27 protein-coding genes are annotated in these 25,534 nt (G+C 59.9%); 15 read left to right on the top strand and 12 right to left on the bottom strand.

Annotation, left to right across the window (positions count from 1 at the left end; all coding sequences use genetic code 11):
• Positions 1 to 89: 89 nt before the first annotated feature.
• Together amt and ACP15V_RS04580 are read right to left on the bottom strand one after the other, a co-directional pair.
• Positions 90 to 1,397 carry an ammonium transporter gene (amt, locus tag ACP15V_RS04575; protein WP_424942485.1) on the bottom strand — a complete coding sequence of 436 codons (1,308 nt, stop codon included), beginning with the start codon at positions 1,395 to 1,397 and terminating at the stop codon, positions 90 to 92.
• 4 nt (positions 1,398 to 1,401) lie between these two features.
• Positions 1,402 to 1,740 (bottom strand): P-II family nitrogen regulator, encoded by a 339-nt coding sequence (locus tag ACP15V_RS04580; protein ID WP_424942486.1) that lies wholly within the window; start codon positions 1,738 to 1,740, stop codon positions 1,402 to 1,404.
• A 311-nt stretch (positions 1,741 to 2,051) separates the two neighbouring features.
• Between ACP15V_RS04580 and ACP15V_RS04585 the strand changes: the two genes are divergently transcribed.
• Positions 2,052 to 4,283, top strand: coding sequence for a PBP1A family penicillin-binding protein (locus ACP15V_RS04585; protein ID WP_424942487.1), 2,232 nt, complete (start codon positions 2,052 to 2,054; stop codon positions 4,281 to 4,283).
• Positions 4,284 to 4,421: 138 nt separating this feature from the next.
• Positions 4,422 to 4,706, top strand: coding sequence for a hypothetical protein (locus ACP15V_RS04590; protein ID WP_424942488.1), 285 nt, complete (start codon positions 4,422 to 4,424; stop codon positions 4,704 to 4,706).
• A gap of 35 nt (positions 4,707 to 4,741) precedes the next feature.
• Here the strand turns inward: ACP15V_RS04590 and ACP15V_RS04595 are convergent, their stop codons facing one another.
• The 4 genes from ACP15V_RS04595 to ACP15V_RS04610 form a co-directional block, all read right to left on the bottom strand.
• Positions 4,742 to 5,185, bottom strand: a complete 444-nt coding sequence (locus tag ACP15V_RS04595) for an SRPBCC family protein (RefSeq protein ID WP_424942489.1) — start codon at positions 5,183 to 5,185, stop codon at positions 4,742 to 4,744.
• Positions 5,178 to 5,537, bottom strand: coding sequence for an ArsR/SmtB family transcription factor (locus ACP15V_RS04600; protein ID WP_424942490.1), 360 nt, complete (start codon positions 5,535 to 5,537; stop codon positions 5,178 to 5,180). Before ACP15V_RS04600 ends, ACP15V_RS04595 begins: the two co-directional genes overlap by 8 nt.
• 115 nt (positions 5,538 to 5,652) lie before the next feature.
• Entirely contained in the window at positions 5,653 to 6,249 is a 597-nt protein-coding gene (locus ACP15V_RS04605; RefSeq protein ID WP_424942491.1) for an MlaC/ttg2D family ABC transporter substrate-binding protein, read from the bottom strand.
• Entirely contained in the window at positions 6,242 to 6,970 is a 729-nt protein-coding gene (locus ACP15V_RS04610; RefSeq protein ID WP_424942492.1) for an MlaA family lipoprotein, read from the bottom strand. Before ACP15V_RS04610 ends, ACP15V_RS04605 begins: the two co-directional genes overlap by 8 nt.
• 218 nt (positions 6,971 to 7,188) lie before the next feature.
• On the opposite strand from ACP15V_RS04610, the gene ACP15V_RS04615 reads away from it, so the two are divergent.
• From ACP15V_RS04615 to rsmD, 8 genes are all read left to right on the top strand, one after another.
• Entirely contained in the window at positions 7,189 to 8,919 is a 1,731-nt protein-coding gene (locus ACP15V_RS04615; RefSeq protein ID WP_424942493.1) for a type I secretion system permease/ATPase, read from the top strand.
• Complete coding sequence (locus tag ACP15V_RS04620) at positions 8,916 to 10,217, top strand: HlyD family type I secretion periplasmic adaptor subunit (RefSeq protein WP_424942494.1); 1,302 nt, start codon at positions 8,916 to 8,918, stop codon at positions 10,215 to 10,217. Before ACP15V_RS04615 ends, ACP15V_RS04620 begins: the two co-directional genes overlap by 4 nt.
• A gap of 71 nt (positions 10,218 to 10,288) precedes the next feature.
• Complete coding sequence (locus ACP15V_RS04625; protein WP_424942495.1) at positions 10,289 to 10,750, top strand: RidA family protein; 462 nt, start codon at positions 10,289 to 10,291, stop codon at positions 10,748 to 10,750.
• Positions 10,747 to 11,502: a glycerophosphodiester phosphodiesterase family protein gene (locus tag ACP15V_RS04630; protein ID WP_424942496.1), complete on the top strand. Its 756-nt coding sequence runs from the start codon at positions 10,747 to 10,749 to the stop codon at positions 11,500 to 11,502. Before ACP15V_RS04625 ends, ACP15V_RS04630 begins: the two co-directional genes overlap by 4 nt.
• Before the next feature lie 31 nt (positions 11,503 to 11,533).
• Positions 11,534 to 12,715, top strand: coding sequence for a GNAT family N-acetyltransferase (locus ACP15V_RS04635; RefSeq protein WP_424942497.1), 1,182 nt, complete (start codon positions 11,534 to 11,536; stop codon positions 12,713 to 12,715).
• Positions 12,716 to 12,726: 11 nt separating this feature from the next.
• Positions 12,727 to 13,020 (top strand): 4a-hydroxytetrahydrobiopterin dehydratase, encoded by a 294-nt coding sequence (locus ACP15V_RS04640; protein ID WP_424942498.1) that lies wholly within the window; start codon positions 12,727 to 12,729, stop codon positions 13,018 to 13,020.
• 99 nt (positions 13,021 to 13,119) lie between these two features.
• Entirely contained in the window at positions 13,120 to 14,325 is a 1,206-nt protein-coding gene (locus ACP15V_RS04645) for an NAD(P)/FAD-dependent oxidoreductase (protein ID WP_424942499.1), read from the top strand.
• Positions 14,322 to 14,879, top strand: coding sequence for a 16S rRNA (guanine(966)-N(2))-methyltransferase RsmD (gene rsmD / locus ACP15V_RS04650; protein WP_424942500.1), 558 nt, complete (start codon positions 14,322 to 14,324; stop codon positions 14,877 to 14,879). Before ACP15V_RS04645 ends, rsmD begins: the two co-directional genes overlap by 4 nt.
• A gap of 149 nt (positions 14,880 to 15,028) precedes the next feature.
• Here the strand turns inward: rsmD and map are convergent, their stop codons facing one another.
• Both map and sfsA read right to left on the bottom strand, forming a co-directional pair.
• Positions 15,029 to 15,877 carry a type I methionyl aminopeptidase gene (gene map / locus ACP15V_RS04655; RefSeq protein WP_424942501.1) on the bottom strand — a complete coding sequence of 283 codons (849 nt, stop codon included), beginning with the start codon at positions 15,875 to 15,877 and terminating at the stop codon, positions 15,029 to 15,031.
• An 82-nt stretch (positions 15,878 to 15,959) separates the two neighbouring features.
• Complete coding sequence (sfsA, locus tag ACP15V_RS04660) at positions 15,960 to 16,658, bottom strand: DNA/RNA nuclease SfsA (RefSeq protein ID WP_424942502.1); 699 nt, start codon at positions 16,656 to 16,658, stop codon at positions 15,960 to 15,962.
• A 38-nt stretch (positions 16,659 to 16,696) separates the two neighbouring features.
• Between sfsA and ACP15V_RS04665 the strand changes: the two genes are divergently transcribed.
• Genes ACP15V_RS04665 through ACP15V_RS04680 form a run of 4 tightly spaced genes read left to right on the top strand, consistent with a single transcriptional unit; the run spans position 16,697 to position 19,662 of the window.
• Entirely contained in the window at positions 16,697 to 17,425 is a 729-nt protein-coding gene (locus ACP15V_RS04665) for a competence/damage-inducible protein A (RefSeq protein WP_424942503.1), read from the top strand.
• Positions 17,422 to 18,171 (top strand): GNAT family N-acetyltransferase, encoded by a 750-nt coding sequence (locus ACP15V_RS04670; RefSeq protein ID WP_424942504.1) that lies wholly within the window; start codon positions 17,422 to 17,424, stop codon positions 18,169 to 18,171. The genes ACP15V_RS04665 and ACP15V_RS04670 overlap by 4 nt, the downstream gene beginning before the upstream one ends.
• A 10-nt stretch (positions 18,172 to 18,181) precedes the next feature.
• Positions 18,182 to 18,763, top strand: coding sequence for a peroxidase-related enzyme (locus tag ACP15V_RS04675; RefSeq protein WP_424942505.1), 582 nt, complete (start codon positions 18,182 to 18,184; stop codon positions 18,761 to 18,763).
• Complete coding sequence (locus ACP15V_RS04680) at positions 18,760 to 19,662, top strand: OmpA family protein (RefSeq protein ID WP_424942506.1); 903 nt, start codon at positions 18,760 to 18,762, stop codon at positions 19,660 to 19,662. The genes ACP15V_RS04675 and ACP15V_RS04680 overlap by 4 nt, the downstream gene beginning before the upstream one ends.
• A gap of 76 nt (positions 19,663 to 19,738) precedes the next feature.
• On the opposite strand, the gene ACP15V_RS04685 is transcribed toward ACP15V_RS04680, so the two are convergent.
• On the bottom strand, positions 19,739 to 20,644 hold the full coding sequence (locus tag ACP15V_RS04685; protein WP_424942507.1) for a LysR family transcriptional regulator: 906 nt from the start codon (positions 20,642 to 20,644) through the stop codon (positions 19,739 to 19,741).
• 318 nt (positions 20,645 to 20,962) lie between these two features.
• On the opposite strand from ACP15V_RS04685, the gene ACP15V_RS04690 reads away from it, so the two are divergent.
• Positions 20,963 to 21,949 carry a Hint domain-containing protein gene (locus tag ACP15V_RS04690; RefSeq protein WP_424942508.1) on the top strand — a complete coding sequence of 329 codons (987 nt, stop codon included), beginning with the start codon at positions 20,963 to 20,965 and terminating at the stop codon, positions 21,947 to 21,949.
• Here the strand turns inward: ACP15V_RS04690 and ACP15V_RS04695 are convergent.
• The 3 genes from ACP15V_RS04695 to ACP15V_RS04705 all read right to left on the bottom strand — a co-directional run bounded on the left by ACP15V_RS04695 (position 21,946) and on the right by ACP15V_RS04705 (position 25,534).
• Positions 21,946 to 22,860, bottom strand: a complete 915-nt coding sequence (locus ACP15V_RS04695; protein WP_424942509.1) for an AEC family transporter — start codon at positions 22,858 to 22,860, stop codon at positions 21,946 to 21,948. The two genes, ACP15V_RS04690 and ACP15V_RS04695, sit on opposite strands and share 4 nt — an antisense overlap.
• 67 nt (positions 22,861 to 22,927) lie before the next feature.
• Entirely contained in the window at positions 22,928 to 24,955 is a 2,028-nt protein-coding gene (locus ACP15V_RS04700) for an FAD-dependent oxidoreductase (protein ID WP_424942510.1), read from the bottom strand.
• 57 nt (positions 24,956 to 25,012) lie between these two features.
• Positions 25,013 to 25,534: a DUF523 domain-containing protein gene (locus ACP15V_RS04705; RefSeq protein ID WP_424942511.1), complete on the bottom strand. Its 522-nt coding sequence runs from the start codon at positions 25,532 to 25,534 to the stop codon at positions 25,013 to 25,015.

Genomic DNA, 25,534 nt, shown 5'->3' on the forward strand with positions numbered 1-25,534 from the left:
TCCCCTTCGGTTCTTGGCTCTGGCTTTTTTCTTGTCCCAAATATCCTCGCCGAAGGCATTGCCGCGCCCGAAGGCGCGGCAAACACGTGTTAGCTGTTGGTGAACTCCGGATAGGCTTCCATGCCCAGCTCGGCCACATCCAGCCCGCGCATCTCGTCATCCGCATCCACCCGCAGGCCAACGATGCCTTTGATCAGGTTAAAGAGGATATAGCTGACCACGAAGGTAAAGCCGCCGATGGCTGCAAAGCCGATGATCTGGGTCACAAAGCTCGCGTCGCCATTGGTCCAGGCCACGATGAAAGTGCCCCAGAAGCCAGCGATCAGGTGCACCGGGATGGCGCCCACCACGTCGTCGATCTGCAGCTTGTCCAGCAGCGGCACCGCGTAGACCACAATCGCACCGCCCACGCCGCCGATGATCAGCGCCTGAAACAGGCTGGGGGCCAGCGGTTCGGCGGTGATCGAGACAAGCCCCGCCAGCGCACCGTTCAAGACCATGGTCAGGTCCGGCTTGCCAAAGCTCACTTGCGTCAGAATCAGCGCCACAACCGCCCCGGCCGCGGCGGCCATATTGGTGTTGGCAAAGATCCGGCTTACATCCGACACATCGCCAATGGTGCCCATCGCCAGTTGCGACCCACCATTGAAGCCAAACCAACCGAGCCACAGGATGAACGTCCCCAGCGTAGCCAAGGCAAGGTTCGACCCCGGCATGGCAATCACGCGGCCGTCCTTGTATTTGCCCAGACGCGGACCCAGCACCAGCACCCCGGCAAGGGCTGCAAATCCACCCGCCGCGTGCACAAGGGTCGAGCCGGCAAAGTCCTGGAAGCCCAGGCCATCGAGCCAGCCGCCACCCCATTTCCACGAGGCCTCAATCGGGTAAACCACGCCGGTCAGCAAGATGACGAAGAACAGGAACGGCCAGAGCTTGATCCGTTCGGCCAGGGTGCCCGAGACAATCGACGCGGTGGTGGCACAGAACATCAGCTGAAAGAAGAAATCCGACCCGACGGATGCATAGCTGATGTCGGCCACATCCGCGCCCACGCCGACAGGCTCAAGGGCAGCAGGCGCGATGGCACCAAGAACCCCCGGAATGATCCACGCATCGCCCGGATACATCAGCCCGTAGCCGACCAGCCAATACATCAGCGCCGCAAAGGAAAACAGCGACACGTTCTTGATCAGCTGCATGGTTACGTTTTTGGACCGCACCAAACCGGCCTCAAGCATTGCAAAGCCTGCTGCCATCCAGAAGACCAGAAAGCCACCGATCAGAAAGAGGAGCGTGGTGAAGATGAACTGGCTGTGGGCCATTGCCTCACCTTCCGCCAGTGCCATCGAAGGCAGGGTCACCAGCCCTGCTGTTAATAGTGCTTTTTTCATGTTCATCCCCTTAGACTGCATCCATGTCGGTTTCGCCCGTGCGCACGCGCATGGCACTGGCGACATCCAATGTGAAAATCTTGCCGTCGCCGATCTTGCCGGTCTGGGCCGAGCTTGCGATGGCCGACACCACGGCGTCGGCCAGATCGTCCGCCACCACGATTTCGAGTTTCATTTTCGGCAGGAAATTCACGTCATATTCCGCACCGCGGTAGATTTCGGTGTGGCCCGCCTGGGCCCCGAACCCTTTGATTTCGGTCACCATCATGCCGCTGACACCAAGCTCCACCAGTGCTTCGCGCACCTCGTCGAGCTTGTACGGCTTGATCGCTGCAATGATCAGTTTCACGCCTTTCTCCTTCATCTCTGGTTTCTTCATGGGCACGAAACCTGATCGCGCCATCCCCCACATGGGGCCGTGTTGCCCGGAGATTGGGCAGGGTCAGGTCCGCAATTTCAGTGATTTTCAGAGAAGAAAGCAGGGGATGCGGAAAAATGCTGCGGGTGCAAAATGCGCCTGCCACTTTTTTCATCACTGCGTAATCGGCGCGAAACCATGCCGATCCGCGGTGGTGCCCTCGCTCTGCTTGCCGGATCGGGCTACACAGAGGGCCGTTGATTCGTTATGTAGTGTTTAACGAGCAGATCTGGATTTGAACGATGAGCCAACCTGGCCGTAAACGCCCCACCCTGGTGGCGGACAAACGCTATTCCCCCACGAAAGCGGCGGCCAAAAAGCCCGCCCCCAGGAAAGCTGCGAAAAAACCTGCACCAAAACGTCGGGCCCCAAAACGCGGCGGTGGCGGTGGCGGGGGCAAAGGCGGTGGTTTCCTGATGTGGCCGGTGCATCTGGTGATGTGGATTTTGCGGCTCATTTGGCGCCTGATGTGGAAAGGCGCGGTTGTGGTGACCCTGATTGTCGGGCTGGCGGTCTTTTATGTCGCCTCAACCATGCCAGAGCTGAACACGATGCTGGACGGGCGCGCCAAGGGATCTGTCACCATTTTGGACCGATATGGCCAGGTGTACGCCTGGCGCGGCGATCAGCGCGGCGGCACCGTGACCACCAACACGGTCAGCCCCTATTTGCGTGACGCGGTGGTGGCGTCGGAAGACAAACGGTTCTATCGCCATCTCGGCCTGTCGCCCCGGGGCATCGCGTCCGCCATTCGCATTAATATGCGCGAAGGGCGCGGGCCCTTGTCGGGTCATGGCGGCTCGACCCTGACGCAGCAGGTGGCCAAGCTCCTGTGTCTTGGCGTGCCTTACGATGCGGACACCTGGGAAAGCGAGGCTGCTTACGAAGCGGATTGCCGCAAGGGGTCGTTGTGGCGAAAGATGAAAGAAGCGGTTTATGCGATGGCGCTGGAGGCGAAGTTCTCCAAGGCGGAAATCCTGACCATTTATCTGAACCGGGCCTATCTGGGGGCCGGGTCGCATGGGTTTGACGCAGCTGCCCGGCGGTATTTTGCCGTGCCCGCGTCGGACCTGAACCCGGCACAGGCGGCAATGCTGGCCGGGATGCTGCCGAAGCCGTCGGTTTATGCGCCAACCAACAACCTGAAACGGTCGCAGGATCGCGCCGCCACCGTGCTGCGCCTGATGCGCGAACAGGGCTACATCACAGCCGCCGAGGAAAAGAAGTATCAAGACAATCCTGCGGTCCTGTCCCGCGCGGCCAAGGCGCAGGCCGGGGGGTATTTTGCCGACTGGATCATGCGCGACATGCCGGCCTTCCTGACCCGCAAAACCACCGAAGACGTGGTGATCAAATCCACCCTCGACCCGGCGATCCAGTCCGCCGCCGAGGACGCAATTGATTGGGTCTTTGAAAACAAGGTCCGCGAAGGATCAGAAGCGCAAGCCGCGATTGTGGTGATGAGCGCCGATGGCGCGGTGCGCGCCATGGTCGGCGGGCGCGAGAAACGTGTTGTGGGCGCCTTTAACCGGGCCACGCAGGCCAAACGCCAGACCGGGTCCTCGTTCAAACCCTTCGTCTACGCCGCTGCGCTGGATCTGGGGTATTCGTGGGACGATTATGTGCTGGATGAACCCTACTGCCTGAACGTGGCCGGGTCGGGCGAATGGTGCCCGAAGAACTACACCCGCAAACATTATGGCAATGTCACCCTGACCGAAGCGCTCGCGAAGTCGTTGAACGTGCCAGCGGTGAAAGTGTCCGAAGCCGCCGGGCGTGAAGCGGTGAAAACCGTTGCGTCAAGTTTCGGGATCGAAAGTGATCTGGCCTCTGGTCCGGCGCTGGCGCTTGGCGCGTCGGAAAGCACATTGCTGGAAACCACCGGTGCCTATGCGGGCATTTTGAACGGCGGCTCTTCGGTGGTGCCCTATGGGCTGACCGAACTGTCGCTGGTTGGCGATAGCGATCCGCTGATGACGCAAACGGGCGGTATGGGAGAGCGGGTCATTTCCGCCGCTGCCGCGGAACAGCTGGTCTATATGATGAACCAGGTGGTCGAAAAGGGATCCGGCCATCGCGCCCGCATTGAAGGGCGCGAAGTCGCGGGCAAGACCGGCACCACGCAAGGCGCAAAAGATGCCTGGTTTGTAGGTTTCACCGCCGATTACGTGGCGGGTGTCTGGATGGGTTATGACGACAACACGCCGCTCAAGGGGGTGACAGGTGGGGGCTTGCCGGCCGAGATCTGGCAACATGCCATGGCCAAGATCCACGCCGAGCTTCCGGCCCGCCCCCTGCCCATGATCCGCCCGGGCCAAGCCCCGCGCTTTGAAGGCGAGACCTTCTCGTCTGATCCCAATGCGCAGCAAGCCCCCGGTCGCGCCCCGTCACAAGGCGGCGGCAACAATCTGGGCGAAGTGGTCGAGGACGTGCTGATCAATGTGATCCGTGGCATTTTTGGCCAGGGCAACTGACCCTCGTCATCGCACGAAACCCCCTCGCGACAATCGGGCGCAGTCCAGGATATCAGATCCGGATTGCGCCTTTTCTCTTCGCATGAGACATGAGCCGCGCCCCATCATGGGCGGTGAAATGAAACATGTGAGGCACTGATGAACTGGCTCATTGATATTGCGGCGCTGATGGTTATTCCCACCGTGTTGCTGTCATTCTGGCGCATTCGTGGCAACGAAGAGTTTCGTGCCCTTCAAGACAGCGGTCAAATGCCCGGCCTTCGCGTGAGCGCCTTGCACGCAGGTTATCTGCGTTCTGCCGATGACCCGTTGCGCGCCGCCCATATCAAGCTCGCACGCATTGGTTTTGTCCATTGGGCAATGATGCTGGGTGGATTTCTGGCGGTGTTTTTGGCCGGTGTTTTACTGCAGCTTTTCGGCTGATCGGCCGTGGGCATCGCCCTCCTGCGCCACTCTCCTCACGCGGCCTCGGCGACAGTTTCATCCAGCACTTCAAGGATCCGGGTCCATCCCCCCTTGTGCCCATCTCGTCTTTCTTCGTCCAGAAAAGTGACATGGGTCAGGCGCAGAAGCGTGCCCTCTTCCACATCAGAAAACTCCAACGTGACCGTGCTGTCTGCGGGGGAAAACGGGCTTTCCCAGGTGAAGACGATCCGGTCATGCGGTGTGATTTCGCGATAGGTGCCAGCATGGGGGATTTCCCCGCTTTGCGGTTTCATGACGATCTCAAATCGCCCGCCTTCTATCGCATCAGTCCTGGCAACCGGCACGGTCATATCCGGGCCGGGCATCATGAATTTGCGCAACATGTCAGGCGAAAGCCATGCCGCAAACACCGTCTTGCGCGGGGCTTTGATGACGCGTTCCACGCTCAGGGACAGGTCTTGGGGGGTGTCAGTCATCTTTCACTCCTTCGTCTGATAAGGCCGCATCCAGCGCATCCAATCGCAGCGCCCAGATCGAGCGCAATACGGCAAACCAGTTGTCAATCAATCGCAACGGGCCCATCTGCACTTCGATCATATGCTCGCGCCATTCGGTGCGACGCTGCACCAGACCGACGCGTTCCAGCATCTTGATATGCTTGGACACGGCATTGAGGCTGATGTCGAACTGGCGATGGATATCCGTCACCCGCATCGGACCGTGCTGTGCCAGAAGGGTCAGGATCCGGCGCCGGGTCGGGTCACTTGCAGCCTTGAGAATTTCGCTCAGTTGCTCTTCGGCGATTCGGTCACTTTGTCGTTCAACCATATGGATGAATAACACAACATCCCGCATCAATCAACCCAACGGGTGAATGATGCGATAAATGAAACCCCCAGCGCGTTTCGGCACCGGGGGGGGGCAGAAAGCTGTCAGAGGAAAATCAGTACTTGGCAAGATCCTGGATCAGCAGATCCAGATCCCCTTTGCGCTTGTCCAGCATCGCGCCGATTTCCTTGCGTTCGGATTTCACAATCGAAATACCTTCGACCTGCATGTCGATGAACTTGCCATTCTTGGCCGACACGATGAACACAACGTCAAACGGCGACTTGCCCGCCAGCTTGGTCTTGGTCAGCACTTCATAGCGGCTCTTGACCTGCTTCGAGCTGACAACCTCAATTGTACCGCCCACAAATTCGCGGAACCGGCTGCCATAACGGTTGGCAATGTAACCGGTAAAGGCCTTGGTAAAGGCGCGTTTCTGGCTGGCAGAGGCGGAACGCCCGTCCACACCCAGCGCAGCCAGCGCGATGAAGTTGGTGTCGGCGTATTTGGTAAACACACCTTCAAAACGGTTGATCATCTTGGCTTCGGACTGACCCGAATTGATGATCGAATTGATGTCAGACACGACTTTGTTGATCAGGCTTTCCGCCTGCCCCGCCGAAATCGCCGCCAGGGCGGCCCCGGGCGCAGCCATCACAGCCGCCAGACCAGCCACTACAAAACGTCGGTTCACCATAAAGTTCTCAGCCATCATATGCCTCATAAAGATCATCCAGCTCATCATCTTCGACAACCTGCCCCAGCTCATACCGGCGACTGTCGAGGTAATAGAGTTGCAAGGTCGAATAGCCATCGCCCTCGCTGTAAAGAATGCTGTCCACACTATCGGCAAAATCATAGCGATCCCCGAATTTGGACACAACCCAAGCGCCTTTCGGCACATGTTCCCAGCCCACCGGCAAGACATAGCCGAGCGGGTTCAACATGAAATCGCCAAGAATGCCGAACCCGTCACGCTCGGTAGAAGCCCCAAAGAACGGCAACACAACATAATCGCCTTCCGGCGCCCCCCAGACATGCAGGGTTTCACCAAAATCACTGCCGCGCTCTTCCAGGCCGATATCGGTGGCCACGTCAAACAGGCCCAGCAGACCCAGGGTCGAGTTAAAGAGGAAGCGTACCGAATTGTGCACCGCATCATCAATCTTGCCCTGAAGGAGCTTGTTGACCACCACACCCGGCAGGCTCGCGTTGTCCGAGAAATTGGCAACCGCAACACGGGCCGGTTTCGGCACCTGCCCGTAGGCATCCGCAGCCGGGCTGATCAGCATCCGGTCCAGTTTGATATTTGCCTCAAAGGTGCGACGGTTCTGCGCCTCATGCGGGTCCTCATAGCCAGACGGAACGGGCGCCTGCGCACAGGCCCCGGTCAGCAAAAGAGCCGTTGCGGCGAAAATCATCTTAATGTTCATGTTCAGCAGCCTGGCGGAGCCACCCAATTGGCAGGAACCCGCGTCTTTCGTGTGGAATATATCAGAGGTGACACATAATGTATGTCGAAAGAATGCCCAGAGGGTATCCGCTTTGCTTGAAAAATTGTGACTATTTGGCGACAGGGTTCTGCGGTTTTTTGCCGAAAATTAAGGCCGACCTGCCAGCTTGGAACGTAATGAACTGAGGCCGGACACGAATGACCGAATCTGACATTGGACAACAAGAGCTGCGCGAGACGCGGCGAAACGGGCGTGGCCTGCTGGGCGTGGTCGCGCTGTTTTCGATTTTTATCAACCTGTTGATGCTGACCGGGCCGCTTTACATGCTGCAGGTTTACGATCGTGTATTGGGATCGCAAAGCGTAGAAACCTTGCTGAGCCTGACCCTGCTCATGGGGTTTTTCTTCGCGGCAATGGGGGTGCTGGATTATGCACGGGGCCGCATTCTGGCGCGCCTTGGGGCGCGGTTTCAGGCCGGGCTGGAGCATCGGGTCTTTACCGCCGCCCTGCGCCGCACGGCCCAAAACAGTCAAGGCACCCCGAACAGCGGCAGTCTGCGCGATCTGGAGGCGGTGCAAAAACTGCTCGCAAGCCCCGCTTTCGCCGCCCTTTTCGATTTGCCTTGGACGCCCTTATTCCTGATTGGCATCACCATTTTCCACCCCTGGCTTGGGGGGTTGGCCGTGGCAGGTGGCGCGGTGCTGATTGCTGTCGCCATTTTGAACCAGGTCCTGACCCAACCCCCGATGGTTCAGGCCAACAGGGCAGCCCTGCGCGCAGATCACATGGCCTCGCAAATGCAATCCGAAGCCGAAATGGTGCGCGCGCTTGGCATGCAGGATGCCGCGTTTGAACGCTGGCACAAGGCCCGTGAAAAAGCATTGCTTCAAAGCCTGGATGCCGGGGACCATCTGGGGCGGTTTTCCACCCTGTCGAAATCGCTCCGGATGTTCTTGCAGTCCGCCATGCTTGGGCTGGGGGCCTATCTTGCCATCAAGGGCGAGGTGTCTCCTGGCGCCATGATCGCCGGGTCCATTCTGCTGGGGCGGGCCCTGGCCCCGGTGGATCTGGTGATTGCGCAATGGCAGATGGTGCAAAAAGGGCGGTCAGGTTGGAAACGATTGGCGGGACTGTTGTCAGAGGTGCCACCCGAGCAACCGCGCATGGCCCTGCCCCGACCCGCGGCAAATCTGCGCGCCGAAAACGTGACGGTTGTCCCGCCGGGGCGCAGCAACGCCACCTTGCGTATGGTAAATTTTCACGTGGCTCCCGGTCAGGCGCTTGGCGTGATTGGCCCCTCGGGTGCGGGCAAATCCACTTTGGCACGGATCATCACCGGGGCCTGGCAGCCTGCCGGCGGAAAGATCCGCCTTGACGGGGCAGCTTTGGATCAGTTTGACAGTGCCGCCCTGGGCCAACATATCGGCTATTTGCCGCAACGCATCAGCCTGTTTGACGGAACCGTGGCGGAAAATATCGCGGGTCTGGCCCTGACGCCGGATCCGGACCAGGTGGTCGAGGCCGCCCGGCGTGCCGATGCCCACGAGATGATCCTGCGTCTGCCCGATGGCTATGACACACCGTTATCGGGGTCGAACGGGTTGTTGTCCGGCGGGCAGATGCAGCGGATCGGGCTGGCCCGCGCCATCTATGGAAATCCGGTTCTTCTGGTGCTGGATGAGCCAAACTCCAACCTCGACAACGAAGGCACAATGGCCCTGAACCGGGCCATCCGCGATGTGAAATCAACCGGGGGCGCCGTGATCATCATGGCCCACCGCCCCGCTGCCATCGCGGAATGCGACCTGCTGCTGCATCTGGAAAACGGCATTGTGCGCGGATTTGGCCCGCGCGACGAGATTCTGTCGGATCATGTTCAAAACGCCCAGCAGATCCGCAAATCATCCGGGCAAGGAGGGATGCAATGAGCGCGCCTTTCCATTCAGCCGCGTCAGCGGTGCGCCTTGGCCTCTTGGCTCTGATCCTGCTGATCGGCGGATTTGGCACCTGGGCCGTCTTCGCCAATATTTCCGGCGCGGTTATCGTGTCCGGGTCGGTCGAAGTGGATCAAAACCGCCAGGTCGTGCAGCACCCCGATGGCGGCGTGGTGGCCGAAATCGCCGTCGGCGAAGGGGATCAGGTCCAGGCCGGAGACATTTTGTTGCGCCTCGACACCACCCTGCTCCGGTCCCGCCTGAATGTGATCGAAGGGCAGTATTATGAGCAGGTGACGCGGGCCGCCCGATTGGCGGCAGAACGCGATGGCGCCAACACCCCCACCTATCCAGCGGAGATCACCGACCTCCTGTCCCGACGCCCGGAAGTGGCGGAGCTGGTGGCCGGGCAGGATCGGCTCTTTTCCTCTCGCCGCGAAACATATGAAACCCAGGTCGATCAGCTTCGCAAACGCAGCGGGCAAATCGCGTCTCAGATCGATGGGATCATTGCACAGCGATCCGCCTTGCACAGGCAGCTGGAGTTGCTGCAAGAAGAGCTGTCTCAGCAAAATGAGTTACTAAACAAGGGCTTGACCCAAGCCAGTCGGGTTCTGGCCTTGCAAAGGAACGAGGCGGGCCTGCAGGGGAGTATTGGCGAGTTGGCAGCCTCTCTGGCTGAGGCCCGCGGCCGCGTAACAGAAATCGAACTTCAGATCACACAGCTGGCCGCCCAACGGCGCGAGGATGCAATCACACAACTGCGCGACCTGGAAAGCACGCGGCTGGACCTGGCGGAACAACGCCTTAGCCTGATCGAGCAGATCAATCGAATGGACATTCGCGCCCCTGTGTCCGGTGTGGTTCTGGGGCTGGAGATACACGCAGAACGATCTGTGCTGCGCCCGGCAGAGCCCTTACTGCACCTGGTGCCGCAAGATCGCCCCCTGGTGATCTCCGTTCAGGTAAACCCGATTCATGTGGATCAGGTATTCGTCGGCCAGGACGTGCGCGTGCAGTTTCCAGCCCTGTCGTCACGGGATATGCAAGATCTGAACGGGCGGGTTGTCACCCTGTCCCCGGATGCCTTTCATGATGAGGCCAGCGGGCATAGCTATTACCGCGCCGAAATTCATCTTATCCCAGGCGAAACCCAGAAGCTGCCAGACGGGGTCACCCTGCTGCCTGGCATGCCGGTGACCGGGTTTATCCGCACCGCAGACCGCACACCGCTGGCCTATCTGATCGAACCTCTGACCGACTATTTCAGCAAGGCGTTCCGGGAAAGGTAAGTGCCGCATTTGGCCTTTCCCCCTTTCGTGAACCGGGCTAGCGTCCGGAAACGAAAAGAGGAGAAACTCAGATGAGCGGATTTGAAAAACGACTGGCCGAAATAGGCGTCACCCTGCCCGACGCCCCGGCCCCGGCCGCCAATTATGTACCCTATGTCGTGATCGGTGACCTGGTGCATGTGTCGGGACAAATTTCGATGAAAGATGGCGCGTTCATTACCGGAAAATTGGGCGATGACCTGGACGCAGAGGCAGGTGCTGCCGCGGCACGCCAATGTGCCATTGCGCTTCTGGCTCAGGTAAAGGCCGCCTGCGGGGGGGATCTGGACCGGTTGGTGCGTGTGGTGAAACTGGTGGGGTTCGTGAACTCGACCGCAGAATTCGGCGATCAGCCAAAAGTGATCAATGGCGCCTCTGATTTCATGGTCGAAGCCCTGGGGGATGCGGGCCGTCACGCGCGCTCCGCCGTATCGGCCGCCAGCCTCCCCTTCGGCGTCGCGGTGGAAATCGAAGGGGTTTTCCAGATCAAATGACCCAATTGCCGCCTGCCTTCCTGTCCACCCCGATCGCCCATCGCGCGCTGCATGATGTTGAAAACGGGCGCCCGGAAAACTCTCGGGCGGCCATTCGCGCAGCCATCGAGCAGGGGTACGGGATCGAGATTGACCTGCAGTTGTCTGCGGACAATCAGGCCATGGTATTTCATGACTATGATCTGACCCGGCTGGCACATAGCACCGGCGCAATCCGGTTGCGGGCGGCAAATGAACTGGCGCAGATCGGTTTGAAAGGCGGGGATGAAGGCATTCCCACCTTTGCCGAGGTGCTTGATCTGGTGGATGGACAGGTGCCTCTTTTGGTTGAGATCAAGGATCAGGATGGTGCCATGGGCCCGCGCACCGGCGTGTTGGAACAGGCGGCGGCGCAGTGTCTGGATAGATATTCTGGTGACGTGGCGGTGATGTCATTTAATCCGCACGCGGTTGTCGAATTTGCCAAACATCGTGGCGATCTTCCCATGGGCTTGGTGACCTGTGGCTACCTGCAAGAAGACTGGCCCCTTCTGCCTGCGGCCACGCGGAAATATCTACGTGACATTCCGGATTTCGATCGGGTTGGGGCCAGCTTTATCAGCCACGACGTGACGGACCTGGGTGCGGCGGCGGTGAAACGGTTGAAGGATGCCGGCACGCCGGTTCTATGCTGGACCGTGCGCTCGCGAGAGGCCGAAGAGGCCTCCCGCAAGATTGCCGACAATATCACCTTTGAAGGCTATCTCGCTTGACCTTGCACCCCAAGATTGCGTGAATGATCCGGTGACTGACACCTCAGATACCCAGGTCGAAATCCGCGCCCATTCCAGCCTGTCCGCAATTCCCGCTGCGGAGTGGGATGCTTGCGCCTGCCCCGAAGCTGTTGATGGTCGGCCCTTCGACCCGTTCACCACATACCGGTTTCTTTCCGCGCTTGAGCGTTCTCAGAGTGTTGGCGGCGACAGCGGCTGGCATCCGCATTACCTGAGTGTTCATGCTGATGATCAGATGATCGCCTGCGCCCCGCTTTACGGCAAATCCCACAGCCAGGGTGAATATGTGTTCGACCACAGTTGGGCCAATGCATACGTACGCGCGGGCGGCCGGTATTATCCAAAGATGCAAATGGCCGTGCCGTTCACCCCTGTCACCGGACGACGATTCCTGACCCGCCCCGGATATGACACGATTGGCCGCGCTGCATTGGTGCAGGGCGCCGTGCAGATGACCGCAGACAACGACCTTTCATCCCTTCACATCACGTTTTGCACCAAAGACGAAGCACAGGCCGGGCAGGACATGGGGCTTTTGGCGCGCGCGGGACTGCAATATCATTGGGAAGATGACGGGTATTCGGATTTTGACGGCTACCTGGCCCGCCTCACCTCGCGCAAACGCAAGGCCATTCGCAAGGAACGGCGCACGGCACAGAATTTTGGCGGCGAGATTTTTGCCCTGACCGGGGACGATATTCAGCCCCGGCACTGGGATGCGTTTTGGACCTTTTATCAGGACACCGGCGCACGCAAATGGGGCAGCCCGTATCTGACCCGTGCCTTTTTTGATCTGCTGCAGGATGAGATGCGCGACGATGTGCTGCTGGTGCTGGCTCTACGTCACGGCACCCCAATTGCGGGGGCTTTGAATTTCATCGGACGCCAGACGTTGTTTGGTCGGTACTGGGGCGCCATCGAACACCATCCCTGCCTGCATTTCGAACTGTGTTACTATCAGGCCATCGAGTTTGCTCTGACCCACGGTTTTTCGCGGGTCGAAGCGGGCGCGCAAGGCGACCACAAACACGCGCGGGGGTATGTCCCGGTGCAAACCAATTCGCTGCATTGGATCCGTGATGAGGGATTTCGCCACGCGGTGGCGCAATTTGTGCACGAAGAAGCCGCTTTGGTCGGCGAGGACATAGAGGCGCTCATGGAGCTGGGGCCATTTCGTAGGTCCGAAGGCTGAGAGAGGATATCATGACACAATTGACCGACGAGGACCGCGCCACAGTGTTGCCGCCCCTTTTCGACAGCGGATGGCAGATGGTCGAAGGGCGCGATGCAATCAAAAAGACGTTCAAGTTTTCAGGCTTTGTCGAGGCCTTTGGCTTCATGACCCGCGCCGCAATCTTTGCTGAAAAATGGAACCATCACCCGGAATGGTTCAATGTTTACAATCGGGTGGACATAACGCTCAGGTCCCATGACGTCGGAGGCCTCAGCGCACGCGACGTGAAACTGGCACAAAAGCTTGATGCGCTGGCCGGGTAGGCGTATCGGGGATATTCCCGCGCAGGTCAGCAGAACCGTTGTCAGATACAATGACCTCGGTCTAGGCTGCAGCAATCGCGTGACAGGTAGGAGAGAGACATGAGCCATATCGTTGTGATTGGGGCCGGCCAGGCCGGATCGTCGCTGGTGGCGAAACTGCGCAATTCCGGGTTTGACGGACAAATCACCCTGATCGGCGAGGAAACCGCCCCGCCCTATCAACGCCCGCCCTTGTCCAAGGCCTATCTGCTGGGGGACATGGCGCTGGAACGGCTCTATCTGCGGCCCGAAAGTTTCTACGCCGAGAATGACATCACCCTGCGTCTGGGCACACGGGTGGATGCGATCGACACCGCCGCGCAAGAGGTTGTGATCGGGGAGGAGCGCATCGCCTATGACCAGCTTGCCCTGACCACCGGATCAACCCCACGCCGCCTGCCCGCTGCCATCGGCGGGGAGCTTGACGGTGTGCATGTGGTGCGCACCTTGGAAGACGTGGACCGGATGGAACCCGAATTTGCCGATGGGCGCCGGGTGCTGATCGTCGGCGGCGGGTACATCGGGCTGGAAGCCGCCGCGGTGGCCGCCAAGAAAGGTGTTCAGGTCACGCTGGTTGAAATGGCCGACCGGATCTTGCAACGGGTCGCCGCCCCCGAAACCTCGGATTACTTCCGCGCGCTGCATCAACGCCACGGGGTGACGATCATCGAAGGGGTCGGCCTCGAAACCCTAACCGGCGAGGGGCGCGTCACCGGTGCGCGCCTGTCGGACGGCACCGAGTTGGAGGTGGATTTCGTGATTGTCGGCGTGGGCATCTCTCCGGGCACGGCGCTGGCCGAGGTGGCCGGGATCACGCTCGACAATGGCATCAAGACCGACGCACAAGGCCGCACTTCTGCCCCCAACGTCTGGGCGGCCGGAGATTGCGCGTCTTTCCCCTATCGCGGCGGGCGGATCCGTCTGGAAAGCGTGCCGAACGCCATTGATCAGGCCGAGGTGGTCGCGCGCAATATGATGGGCGACGCGGTCGAGTATGTGGCGAAGCCCTGGTTCTGGTCGGATCAGTACGACGTGAAGCTGCAGATCGCCGGCCTGAATGTGGGTTATGACAACGTGGTCACGCGCGATGCCGGTGATGGTGGGATCAGCTTTTGGTACTATCAGGGCGACACGCTTTTGGCCGTTGACGCGATGAACGATCCGCGCGGCTACATGGTGGGCAAGCGATTGATCGAAAGCGGAAAATCCCCGGACAAGACCGTGATCGCCGACCCGGACACCGAGCTGAAGACGCTGTTGAAATGAGGATCATCGCAGGGCGTTTTCGCGGGCTGGCCCTGGCCAGTGTGGGCAAGGGCGATGCGGGCGCCCACCTGCGCCCCACCACCGACCGCGTGCGCGAAAGCCTGTTTTCGATGCTGACAGGCGGGCGGTTTGGCGACCCTATCGACGACGCGCGCGTGCTGGATCTCTTTGCAGGCACCGGGGCGCTGGGCCTGGAGGCCCTGTCACGCGGGGCGGCACATGCCACGCTTGTCGATGACGGGCGAAAAGCGCTCTCGCTCATACGCGAAAACGTCGCCAAATGCCGCTGCCAAGACGAGGTCACCGTGGTGAAACGCGATGCCACGCGCCTTGCAGACGGCTCGCCACACGACCTGATCTTCCTCGACCCCCCTTATGGAAAAGGCATGGGCGAAAAGGCGATGGGGGCCGCTATGGCGGGGGGCTGGATTGCCCCCGGCGCGTTGATTGTCTGGGAAGAGAACACCACGATCACCCTGCCCGACGGGGTCGAATTGCTCGACAGCCGTCGGTATGGCGACACGGTGATTTCGATCTGTGAAAATGCCACATAAAAAAGTTCACTTTCCCCCGCGACCAAGGCTCAAGGCGGTGGACAGCTGCTCCCCTTGCCGCCATCTTTGGTCCTAAAATATCCCGGGGGTCCGGGGGCAGAGCCCCCGGCCGACAGTCGCAATGGATCGACCCGCTCAGAGGCGCGCGCTCATCCCCAGGTGGGGTGGAATTTCCCCGCCGGGGACAGGGTGAAGATCTCGCACCCGTCCGCCGTCACACCAACCGAGTGTTCGAACTGCGCGGACAAGGATTTGTCGCGGGTGATCGCGGTCCAGTCATCGGCCAGGATCTTGGTGTCCGGGCGGCCCAAATTGACCATCGGTTCGATGGTGAAGAACATACCTTCCTCCAGAACAGGACCAGTGCCGGCGCGGCCATAATGCAGCACATTGGGCGGCGCGTGAAACACCTGCCCCAACCCGTGACCACAGAAATCGCGCACCACCGACATGCGCTGCGCTTCGACGAATTTCTGGATCGCGTGGCCGATATCGCCAAAGGTGTTGCCCGGTTTGACGGCAGCGATGCCTTCCATCAGCGCGTCATGGGTCACCTGGATCAGACGTTCGGCAAAGGGTTTGATCTTGCCCACCTTGAACATGCGCGACGTGTCGCCATACCAACCATCGACGATCACCGTCACGTCGATGTTCAGAATGTCGCCCTCGACCAGTTCGTCATGTTTGCGGCCCGATTTTTCGTTCTTCATCTTCGGGGTTTTCGACCCCGGAATGCCGTGACAGACCACATGGTTAAGCGAGATGCAGGACGCGTGTTTATAGCCCTTGTAGCCGATGGTTGCCGACACCGCACCGGCCTCATCCACCATATCCTCGATCGCCTTATCAAGTTCCGCCGTGGTCACACCCGGTGCCACCATTGGCGCCACGCGATCCAGGATTTCAGCCGCCAATTTGCCGGCCGCATGCATGCCCGCGAAATCTTCGGGGTTATAGAGGCGGATCCCCTCTTTCGTCACACGCATCTTGTCATCCATCGACATCATCCTTCAGCGATCATTCTGCCCTTTCGGCGGTTCTGGCCCTAAATAGGGCAGTCTCATTAAAACCGCCAGAGGCTTAGGCCAAAACGGCCAGAGGCTTGCCGATATTGACCCCAGCCGGAGTGATACGGGTATCATAGCACATCACCTCAACCCCGGCGGCGCGGGCCTTGGCGAAGGCGTCGGCATAGGTCGGGTCGATATCGCGGGCCAGGTCAAACCGGTCACAATCGGTGCGCTGCACCAGATAAAACATCACGGCTCGGTGGCCGTCACGCGCCATATTGGCAAGCTCTGCCAGATGCTTGGCCCCGCGTGCGGTCACGCTGTCGGGAAACTCGGCCAACCCGGTGGCGCGCGACAATGTGACGGATTTCACCTCGACATAGGTCAGGCCCACCCCTTCCAGCAGAAAATCAATCCGGCTTTTCTCGCCATATTTCACCTCGGGACGCACCCGGTCATAAGGACCAAGCTCGGGAAAGGCGTGCGCTTCCAAGGCGGCTTTCAGCGCGCGGTTGGGAACCGAGGTATCCACCCCGGTGAAATGACCGTTTTCGTGATCCACCAGACGCCAGCCGAATTTCAGTTTCTTTTTCGGGTCATCATTGGGTTCGAGCCAGATCTTCGCCCCCGGCTCCGCCAGCCCCATCATGCTGCCCGGATTGGCACAATGGGCGGTCACCTCGCGACCATCTTCCAGCGTGCAATCGGCCAGAAAGCGTTTGTAGCGTTTGATCAGGCGGGCGGGGATCAGGGGGGTGGGAAATTCCATATCCCCGGCCTATACCGAGGGGGAAGAAGGAGCAAGTGATGGCAAATCCAACCGCCGCCATGCTGGTGATCGGAGACGAGATCCTGTCGGGGCGCACCCAGGACACAAACACGCATTACCTGGCGGGCGAATTGACCGCCCGGGGCATTGATTTGAAAGAGGTGCGCGTCGTGTCGGATGACGCATCCGCGATTGTGGCAGCGGTCCGCGCACTGGCAGAAAGCCATGACCATGTGTTCACCTCGGGCGGAATTGGTCCGACCCATGATGACATCACCGCCGATTGCATTGCCGAGGCGTTCAATGATCATATCGACATTCGCAAGGATGCCTACGACCTGCTGGCCGCCTATTACGCGAAGGACGGTAAAGATTTCAACGCTGCGCGCCAGCGCATGGCGCGCATTCCCGACCGCGCCACTCTGATCGACAACCCGGTTTCAATTGCGCCCGGCTTTACTCTTGAAAACGTGCATGTGTTGGCGGGCGTGCCCAGCGTGTTCAAAGCAATGGTCGCCAGCGTGTTGCCCGGCCTGACCGGCGGCAAACCGCTGTTGTCAGACACGGTGCGCATCGCCCGCGGCGAAGGGGATCTGGCCGGACCATTGGCCCAGCTCGCTGCAAAATACCCCGACCTGTCAATTGGATCCTACCCTTTCATGCAGGAAGGGGTGTATGGTGCACATATCGTGTTGCGCGGCACCGAGGCGGCGCAACTCTCAGACGCAAAAAACGCCCTCAATCAATTATTCCCGGAGGAGACATGACCGCCAACGCCAAGCTGCACCAGGACCTTCCCAGCGCCGAGGCCCTGATTGAGGTCTGCGAAGCCACCTGGCCCCCCGCCGAGACCAAACGCGTGGGGGCCTGGATCATCCGGGATGGAAAGGGCGGTGGCAAACGCGTGTCGTCTGCGACCGAAAACTGGCCCACCACCGAAGCTGATCTGCCCGCTGCGGAAAAAGCGATGCGCGAGATTGGGCAGGAGCCACTGTTTCAGATCCGTGCGGGCGATGAGCATCTGGACGAGATGCTCGAACACCACGGGTATGATCGTGTGGATGAGGTGAATATCTGGGTGGTGCCAGTCGGTAAACTGACCAAGGAAACACCTCCGCCTGTCTCCGCCTTCTGCATCTGGCCAAAACTGGCGGTGATGCAGGAATTGTGGGAACGCGGCGACATTGGGGCGGGGCGGCAGGCCGTCATGGACCGCGCCGATTGCCCCAAGACCGCGCTTCTTGCCCGCACGGATGACAGTCCCGCCGGTGTTGGGTTTGTGGGCATCCACGATGGGGTTGCGATGGTTCATGCGCTGCATGTGGAAGAAAATCTGCGCCGCATGGGCACCGCGCAAAACCTGCTGCGCCAGGCCGCCCTCTGGGCCGAGGAACAGGGCGCGAAATTCCTGTCGCTGATCGTGACCCAAGGCAACCACGCCGCAAATCCACTATATGCAAACCTTGGCATGCATCTGGTTGGACACTACCATTACCGCATGAAACAGGCGTAAGGATCAGAACATGGGGCAGGAAAAAGGGCAGGAAAACGTCACGGTACTGGATCTTCCGATGGTCGATCCGCTGCCCGAGGACATCCAGAAATATTTCGACATTTGCCAGGACAAACTGGGGCTGGTGCCCAATGTGCTCAAGGCATACGCGTTTGACATGGAAAAGCTGCGCCCGTTCATGGCGATGTATAACGAGCTGATGCTGGGTGAAAGCGGCCTGTCCAAACTGGAACGCGAAATGATCGCCGTGGTGGTCAGTTCGGTCAATCGCTGCTGGTATTGCCAAGTGGCCCATGGCGCTGCGGTGCGCGAGCTGTCGGGCAACCCGCAGCTGGGCGAGGCGATGGTGATGAACTGGCGCGTGGCCGATCTGGATGACCGGCAACGTGGCATGCTGGCCTTTGCGGAAAAGGTCACAAAATCCTCGTCCGAGGTTGAGGAGCATGATCGTCAGGCGCTGCGTATTCTGGGCTTCTCGGATCAGGATATCTGGGACATTGCGGCGACGGTTGGCTTCTTCTCGATGTCGAACCGGATGGCATCCGCTGTCGGTATGAAACCAAACGAAGACTATCACGCCCTGCACCGATGATCCGCCCCTGGCTTCCCCTTGCCTTGACCCTCATCAGCGCGCCCGCATTGGCGCTGGAGTTGCCACCCGGCGCTATACGCACCGGCACATTGACCTCTGCTCCGGCCGAGTTCGCCCGTGACAGGTTTGATGGAAACCAGGTTCCCATGATCACCCTGCCCACCGGAATGCGGGTTGAGGCCTGGCGGATCACCGGGGATGGCCAGACCAACTACCAACTGCTGACGTCTCTGCTGACCCAACTGACCGATGACGGGTACGATATCCTGTTCCAATGCCAATCAGTCTCTTGCGGCGGGTATGATTTCCGATTTGCCGTCGGGCGATTTGCCGCGCCCGAGCTGTTCATTGATCTGGGCAGTTTTCAATACGCCACCGCCCGCAAAGGCGATGATATGGTTGGGCTTTTGGTCAGCCATGGCGGCACGGACGGGTTTGTGCAGATCAGCCGCACACAGGACATGGCAAACGCCGCCCCAGTTTCAGCCCCATCTTCAACAGCAGGCCAGGCGCACCCGGCCGGGGCTCTGGCGAAGCGTCTTTTGGAACAGGGTCATATGGTGCTTGATAAGGTGGAATTTGCCACCGGATCCGCGGAACTGGCCCCGGGGGCCGCAGACCAGTTGCAAGAGGTCGCAAGGTTCCTCACCGACACCCCGAGCGCGCGCATTGCCCTTGTGGGGCACACGGACACCCAGGGCCGGCTGGAAAACAACATCGCGCTATCCCGCAAACGGGCGCAAAGCGTGCGGCGGTATCTGATCGATACACATGGCATCGCGGGGGATCGTTTACAGGCAGACGGCGTGGGGTATCTGTCGCCCCTGACCAGCAATCAAACCCAGGAAGGCCGCACCGCCAACCGGCGGGTCGAGGCGGTGTTGCTGACCATCAATTGAAAAAAAGAGCGGCACAGGGAAACCCTGGCCGCTCAGCGTCCCATAGATCAGGACAGGCGATATTGTGAAGATCGATTTACCAGCTGTTTGGGCCTTTGTCGGCAAAGGCATGCACCAGGAAATCGATGAACGCGCGCACTTTGGGCTGGGTGAAGCGGCCCGGTGGGTAGATCGCATAGATCCCCTGGCTGTCCATCGGCAGTTCCGGGATCGCATCCTCGACCAGCCCCTGCTCCATCGCATCGGCATAAAGAAAGCTGGGAAGATAGGCGATGCCAAGGCCCGAGATGGCGGCATTCAGAAGCGACTGACCGTCATTGACCGAGAGCCATCCAGCGGACCGCACCTGGCGCACTTCGCCCGATGGGGCGGGGATTTTCCACACATTGCCCGAGCTCTGGCTCGAATAATGCAAAAGCTTGTGATTGTTCAGATCGTCAATCCGCTCCGGGCGGCCGTATTTTTCGAAATAGGCGGGGCTGCCGACCATGCGGCGCGCAGTTTCCGAGATTTTACGGGCACGCAGCGAACTGTCTTCCAGCTCGCCCACACGGATCGCCATGTCAAACCCTTCGCTGATCAGTTCGACGTACCGGTTGTTGAGGACCATGTTCACGTTGATGTCAGGGAATTCCTGCAGGAACTCACCCAGGATCGGACTCAGGTGATTCACTCCAAAATCAGTGGCGACCGAGATGCGCAGAATACCTGAGGGGGCAGATTGCATCGAGGTGACAAGACTGTCCGCCTCGCCCGCATCATTGAGCACACGGCGCGCGCGATCATAATAGGCCAGACCGATTTCCGTAGGGCTGACCCGGCGGGTGGTGCGGTTCAGCAGACGGGCCCCCAAACGCGCCTCAAGGCTGGACACATGCTTGGAAACAGCGGATTTCGAGATCCCCATTTTCTTGGCAGCATCCGTGAAACCGCCCTGGTCCACCACAGTGGCAAAGGCTTCCATTTCGGTCAGTCGATCCATGTTCTGTCTTTCTACAATACTGTCCCCAACGAAGGATTGTATCGCCTGCAAATGGGGCAAGACTGTGATGCTGAACGGACAATACCGGGGAATTTGAGCGGATCGTTTGCGGCAGGAAACAATCGGGACATCTGGAAACAATATGTTTCCAACCGAGAAACTCAGATTTTATTCGATTTTACAGCCAATTGGATGCTTTCATTTTAGTTGGACAATCTGCCCCTGCTTTTCCCCCTGATTTTCAGCCCCTGCACCCAGATATATAAGGCACCTCAAAGGGGCAGATCTGCCCGTCCCGCTGCCTGAAAGGTCACTCAAATGGCGATCTATTACATTTATGTCTACAGTCCGGATGATTTTATTGGCGGCCTGCCAAACGAATTCAATGGCGCAGCTCAGGGCAGCCCAACCTTCACGCTGACCCTCAAACCGGGGGCCACCCCGACGGCGATTGCAATTGATGACAATGACGGGCGGTTCCAGGAAATCGGAGACAGTCAAACTCTGGTCGGCGACACCACCATTGACGGGACAACCTATACCGATGGGACCGAGGTGCATACGGCTTATGACCTGATCAATACGGGCACAGGTCACAAAGTCACCTCTTTGCATTTTGGCGGCGACGGGTATCAGCAAGGGGTGGTGCAGGGATTGGCCTCGACCGTGCCTTTGGAACCCGGGCAAAGCTATAGCTTCAACGTCGAACGGTCCTCTTACCGTCAAAATAACCAGTATGATGAGTACGTCGCCTGCTTCGCCCAAGGCACCCGCATTACAACCGTCGCCGGTGAACGATGTGTCGAGCAATTGCAGGTCGGAGATCTGGTCCTGACGCGGGACAACGGGCTGCAACCCTTGACTTGGTTGGCGCAACGCACCGTTTCGGCCACCGGGGCATTTGCACCCGTGGTTTTACCAACCGGGGCCCTGGGAAACACCCGAGACCTTGTTTTGTCCCCACAGCATCGCGTTGTCATCAGCGGCGCGCGGGCAGAGCTGTTGTTTGGCGAGGCCGAAGTGATGGTGCCCGCCATACATCTGGCCGAACTGGGGATCGGATATCGCAAACCGGGGGGCAAGGTGACCTATTATCACCTGATGTTTGATCAACACGAGGTGATCTATTCTGAAGGCGTTGCCAGTGAAAGCTATCAGCCCCATGACGGGCGCGGGCTGTCGGCCTCTGCTCAGGCCGAATTCCAGGTCCTGTTTCCAGAGCTGGCTGCAACCGCCTCGCAAGGCTATGGCGCCGCGCGTCGCGTCTTGCGCCGCCACGAAACATCACTGCTGTTCGCAGGTTAATCCAAGAGAAACTCCGCCAGCGCAATCCATATCGGAAGTGAGATGGCCGACAGGAGGGTGGTTTGGGCAATCAACGTTGCCACCAGCTCGCGATTGGCGCCAAAGGCAGAGGCCAGAACATGTGCCGCCGAGGCGGTGGGCAGGGCCGCGAACAGGACCAGCACCGTGCCGATGGCCGGATCAAGCCTCAAGACAAAGCTCATCCCCATGGCCAATGCGGGCAGCAGCACCAGCTTGATGGTGCAAATTGCGCCGTTGAACCGATCAAGCCGCGCCAGGGCGGACCAGTTCATTGTCGCCCCGATCGACAAAAGTGCCACCGGGATGGCCGCACGGGCCAGCATGTCCAGGGGCGCAAAAACCGGAGCGGGCAGGTGCCACTGCATGATCCCAAAGATCACCCCACCCAACGAGGCCAGCAGAAATGGGTTTAACGCAATTTTGCGGATGGTCGCCCAAAATCCCATTGCGCCCCCACGCGACAAACCCGTCACGGCAAACAGGTTCGCAACCGGCACAGCCATGCCCACGGCGACCGCCATTTCGGCCATCGACCCACGGGAAAGAAGCTCTACGGCGACAAGGCCAACTGCGGTATTGAACCGCCACCCCACCTGCCACGCCCCGGCAAAATCCAGAAACCGTGCTGGCCCAAACGGGCGGGCAAGCCAGCCAAGCAACAGCCCGGCCAGAAGGATCGCCCAAACCGCGGGGCCGATCACGGCCACCTTGGACAGTTCAATCGGCCGGCTGGACGCCGCCACGAACAAGAGCGCCGGGAAAAGGATCTCGAAATTCAGCCGGTCCAGACCTTGCCATGCATTTTCCGACAGGCGCTTTCGCAGCACACCACCCAACCCAACCAGCAGGAACGAGGGCAGCAGGCCCAAAAAGATCGACAGGAACAGCATAGGGCACCTCGGTTGAAACGCGGCGCCCTGCCCTTGTCCTGCCTGAGATCAGACCAAAATCACTGGCTCAAAGCGATGCCGCCAGCCGCGATCCTTGGTCAATGGCACGCTTCGCGTCAAGCTCTGCCGCCACATCCGCCCCGCCAATCACATGGGCGGTGATGCCTTTTTCAGCCAACTGATCAGCCAATGTGCGGTTTGAAATCTGCCCGGCGCACAGGATCACGTTGTCCACCTCAACCACGCGCGGGTTTTCACGGGCCTCGCCCGAGGACACCATCAGGCCATCTTCGGTGATGCGTTCGTAGTTCACACCGCCCAGCATCTCGACCCCTTTCATCTTCAGGGTCGCGCGGTGGATCCAACCAGTGGTCTTGCCCAGCCCCTTGCCCAGCGCCTGTGCCTTGCGTTGCATCAGGGTCACCTGACGGGCGGGGGCTTCGGGTTTGGGGCCCTCGGGTGCCAGGCCACCGCGTGCATCTGCGGGGTCGGTCACGCCCCATTCGGCCAGCCATTCATCCAGGTTTTCGGTGGGGCTTTCCCCCGCCTGCGTCAGGAACTCGGCCACGTCAAAGCCAATGCCCCCCGCACCGATGATGGCCACGCGGTCCCCCACGTCCGCCCCATCGCGCAGAACATCAATATAAGAGAGCACCTTGGCATCCTCCTGGCCTGCGATGCCCGGATCGCGTGGGGTGACGCCTGTGGCAATGATCACCTCGTCAAACCCGGCCAGATCTTCGGCGGTTACCTCTTTGCCCAATTGCAGGTCGATGTCGGACAGATCGACCATGCGCTTGTACCAATCGACCAGACCAATGAACTCTTCCTTGCCGGGGATTTTCTTGGCCATGTTGAGCTGCCCGCCCACCTCGTGCGCGCGGTCAAACAGCGTGACATCATGGCCGCGCTCATCCGCGACCAATGCGGTCGACAGGCCCGCGGGCCCCGCCCCGACAATGGCGATGGATTTCGGCGTGTCCGTCATGTCATAACGCAATTCGGTCTCATAACAGGCGCGCGGGTTCACCAGGCAGGTGGAGATTTTGCCGCCAAAGGTGTGGTCCAGACAGGCCTGATTGCAGCCGATGCAGGGGGCGATCCGGTCTGCTTCCCCCGCTGCCGCTTTGGCGACAAAATCCGGGTCGGCGAGGAAAGGTCGGGCCATGGACACCATGTCGGCCGCCCCGCCTGCAAGAACCTCTTCGCCCACGTCGGGCGTGTTGATCCGGTTTGACGTGATGATCGGCACAGACACCTGCCCCATCAGCTTCTTGGTCACCCAGGTAAAAGCCGCACGCGGGACGGATGTGGCAATCGTCGGAATGCGTGCTTCGTGCCAGCCAATGCCGGTATTGATAATTGTGGCCCCGGCCTTCTCGATCTCTTTCGCCAGCTGAACAACTTCGTCAAAACTGGACCCGTTTGGCACAAGGTCGATCATCGACAGGCGGTAGATCACAATGAAGTCCGGCCCCACGGCGGCACGCACCGCTTTGACCACTTCGATCGGTAGGCGCATCCGGTTCTCATAGCTGCCGCCCCAGCGGTCTTCGCGTTTGTTGGTATGGGTCACAAGGAATTGGTTCAGGAAATACCCTTCGGACCCCATCACCTCGACACCATCATAACCGGCCTGTTTGGCACGCGCCGCCGCGGTGGCGAAATCGGTAATCTGTTTTTGAATGCCCTCTTCATCCAGCTCTTTTGGCGGGAAAGGCGAGATCGGCGATTTGATCGGGCTGGCCGATACGCAATCCGGACCATAGGCATAGCGGCCGGCATGCAGGATCTGCATCGCAATCTTGCCGCCTTCTTCATGGACCCGGTCGGTGACCGATTTATGATTGGCGATATCTTCGTCGGAAAACAGCCCCGCAGCGCCGGGAAAGACCCCGCCTTCGGCGTTTGGCGACATGCCGCCGGTCACAATCAAACCGGCCCCGCCACGGGCACGGGCGGCATAAAACTCTGCCACGCGGTTCCAATCCCCGCGCTCTTCCAGCCCGGTATGCATCGAGCCCATCAACACACGGTTCCGAAGCGTGGTGAACCCCAGATCAAGCGGGGCGAGAAGATTGGGATAGCTGGTCATGATGACTTCCTGTGGCTGGCTTTCGTGCCGCCACATTGACGTGCGCGTAAAGCTGTGTCACCCGGAACGCTGCGTAACCCCAGCGCCACTTTCCAGCGTCTTGATCAGCAGATCCGCCTGATCCGAGGCATAGGTGACCACACCTGCCGCCCGCAGCGCTGCGGTGGTAGCGCCCATCCCGGCGCGCCTTTGCCCATCATGATGCCCGCTATAGATCTGATAAGATCCACAAGAGGGGCTATTCTCGGTCAAAAGTGCAAAATGGCACCCGTTGGTGCGCGCAAATTGCACGGCCAGTTGCGCCCCTTTGACAAAGGGGGCGGTCAGGTCGGTCCCTTCTGCATCAAGGATCTTTGTTGAACCTGCCAAAACATCCTCCCCCTGCCCGCCCGGTGCAATCTCGGCCGGGGCGCGCGGTACGGGCAACCCTGCGGCCAGTTCGGGGCAGAACGGGAAGAGATCGGCAATCCCTGACAAAATATCCAATTGCCGCGCCAGCAAGGGTTTCGCCTGCCCGTTATATCGCACCGGCTGCCCCACCAGGCAGGCGCTGATCAGAATGCGGCGGCGCGATGTCAT

This window comes from Aliiroseovarius crassostreae (assembly GCF_049803815.1).
Classification (GTDB): Bacteria; Pseudomonadota; Alphaproteobacteria; order Rhodobacterales; family Rhodobacteraceae; genus Aliiroseovarius; species Aliiroseovarius crassostreae_A.

Bases quoted from the DNA above. Each gene is read 5' to 3' on its own strand.
- ACP15V_RS04610 (WP_424942492.1), bottom strand. From the start codon at position 6,970: ATGAACATTAAGATGATTTTCGCCGCAACGGCTCTTTTGCTGACCGGG.
- ACP15V_RS04620 (WP_424942494.1), top strand. From the start codon at position 8,916: ATGAGCGCGCCTTTCCATTCAGCCGCGTCAGCGGTGCGCCTTGGCCTC.
- rsmD (WP_424942500.1), top strand. From the start codon at position 14,322: ATGAGGATCATCGCAGGGCGTTTTCGCGGGCTGGCCCTGGCCAGTGTG.
- ACP15V_RS04695 (WP_424942509.1), bottom strand. From the start codon at position 22,860: ATGCTGTTCCTGTCGATCTTTTTGGGCCTGCTGCCCTCGTTCCTGCTG.
- ACP15V_RS04640 (WP_424942498.1), top strand. From the start codon at position 12,727: ATGACACAATTGACCGACGAGGACCGCGCCACAGTGTTGCCGCCCCTT.
- map (WP_424942501.1), bottom strand. From the start codon at position 15,877: ATGGATGACAAGATGCGTGTGACGAAAGAGGGGATCCGCCTCTATAAC.
- ACP15V_RS04665 (WP_424942503.1), top strand. From the start codon at position 16,697: ATGGCAAATCCAACCGCCGCCATGCTGGTGATCGGAGACGAGATCCTG.
- ACP15V_RS04600 (WP_424942490.1), bottom strand. From the start codon at position 5,537: ATGGTTGAACGACAAAGTGACCGAATCGCCGAAGAGCAACTGAGCGAA.
- ACP15V_RS04690 (WP_424942508.1), top strand. From the start codon at position 20,963: ATGGCGATCTATTACATTTATGTCTACAGTCCGGATGATTTTATTGGC.
- ACP15V_RS04585 (WP_424942487.1), top strand. From the start codon at position 2,052: ATGAGCCAACCTGGCCGTAAACGCCCCACCCTGGTGGCGGACAAACGC.
- ACP15V_RS04675 (WP_424942505.1), top strand. From the start codon at position 18,182: ATGGGGCAGGAAAAAGGGCAGGAAAACGTCACGGTACTGGATCTTCCG.
- ACP15V_RS04705 (WP_424942511.1), bottom strand. From the start codon at position 25,534: ATGACATCGCGCCGCCGCATTCTGATCAGCGCCTGCCTGGTGGGGCAG.
- ACP15V_RS04625 (WP_424942495.1), top strand. From the start codon at position 10,289: ATGAGCGGATTTGAAAAACGACTGGCCGAAATAGGCGTCACCCTGCCC.
- ACP15V_RS04595 (WP_424942489.1), bottom strand. From the start codon at position 5,185: ATGACTGACACCCCCCAAGACCTGTCCCTGAGCGTGGAACGCGTCATC.
- ACP15V_RS04700 (WP_424942510.1), bottom strand. From the start codon at position 24,955: ATGACCAGCTATCCCAATCTTCTCGCCCCGCTTGATCTGGGGTTCACC.
- ACP15V_RS04680 (WP_424942506.1), top strand. From the start codon at position 18,760: ATGATCCGCCCCTGGCTTCCCCTTGCCTTGACCCTCATCAGCGCGCCC.
- ACP15V_RS04670 (WP_424942504.1), top strand. From the start codon at position 17,422: ATGACCGCCAACGCCAAGCTGCACCAGGACCTTCCCAGCGCCGAGGCC.
- ACP15V_RS04605 (WP_424942491.1), bottom strand. From the start codon at position 6,249: ATGGCTGAGAACTTTATGGTGAACCGACGTTTTGTAGTGGCTGGTCTG.
- amt (WP_424942485.1), bottom strand. From the start codon at position 1,397: ATGAACATGAAAAAAGCACTATTAACAGCAGGGCTGGTGACCCTGCCT.
- sfsA (WP_424942502.1), bottom strand. From the start codon at position 16,658: ATGGAATTTCCCACCCCCCTGATCCCCGCCCGCCTGATCAAACGCTAC.
- ACP15V_RS04615 (WP_424942493.1), top strand. From the start codon at position 7,189: ATGACCGAATCTGACATTGGACAACAAGAGCTGCGCGAGACGCGGCGA.
- ACP15V_RS04630 (WP_424942496.1), top strand. From the start codon at position 10,747: ATGACCCAATTGCCGCCTGCCTTCCTGTCCACCCCGATCGCCCATCGC.
- ACP15V_RS04685 (WP_424942507.1), bottom strand. From the start codon at position 20,644: ATGGATCGACTGACCGAAATGGAAGCCTTTGCCACTGTGGTGGACCAG.
- ACP15V_RS04590 (WP_424942488.1), top strand. From the start codon at position 4,422: ATGAACTGGCTCATTGATATTGCGGCGCTGATGGTTATTCCCACCGTG.
- ACP15V_RS04645 (WP_424942499.1), top strand. From the start codon at position 13,120: ATGAGCCATATCGTTGTGATTGGGGCCGGCCAGGCCGGATCGTCGCTG.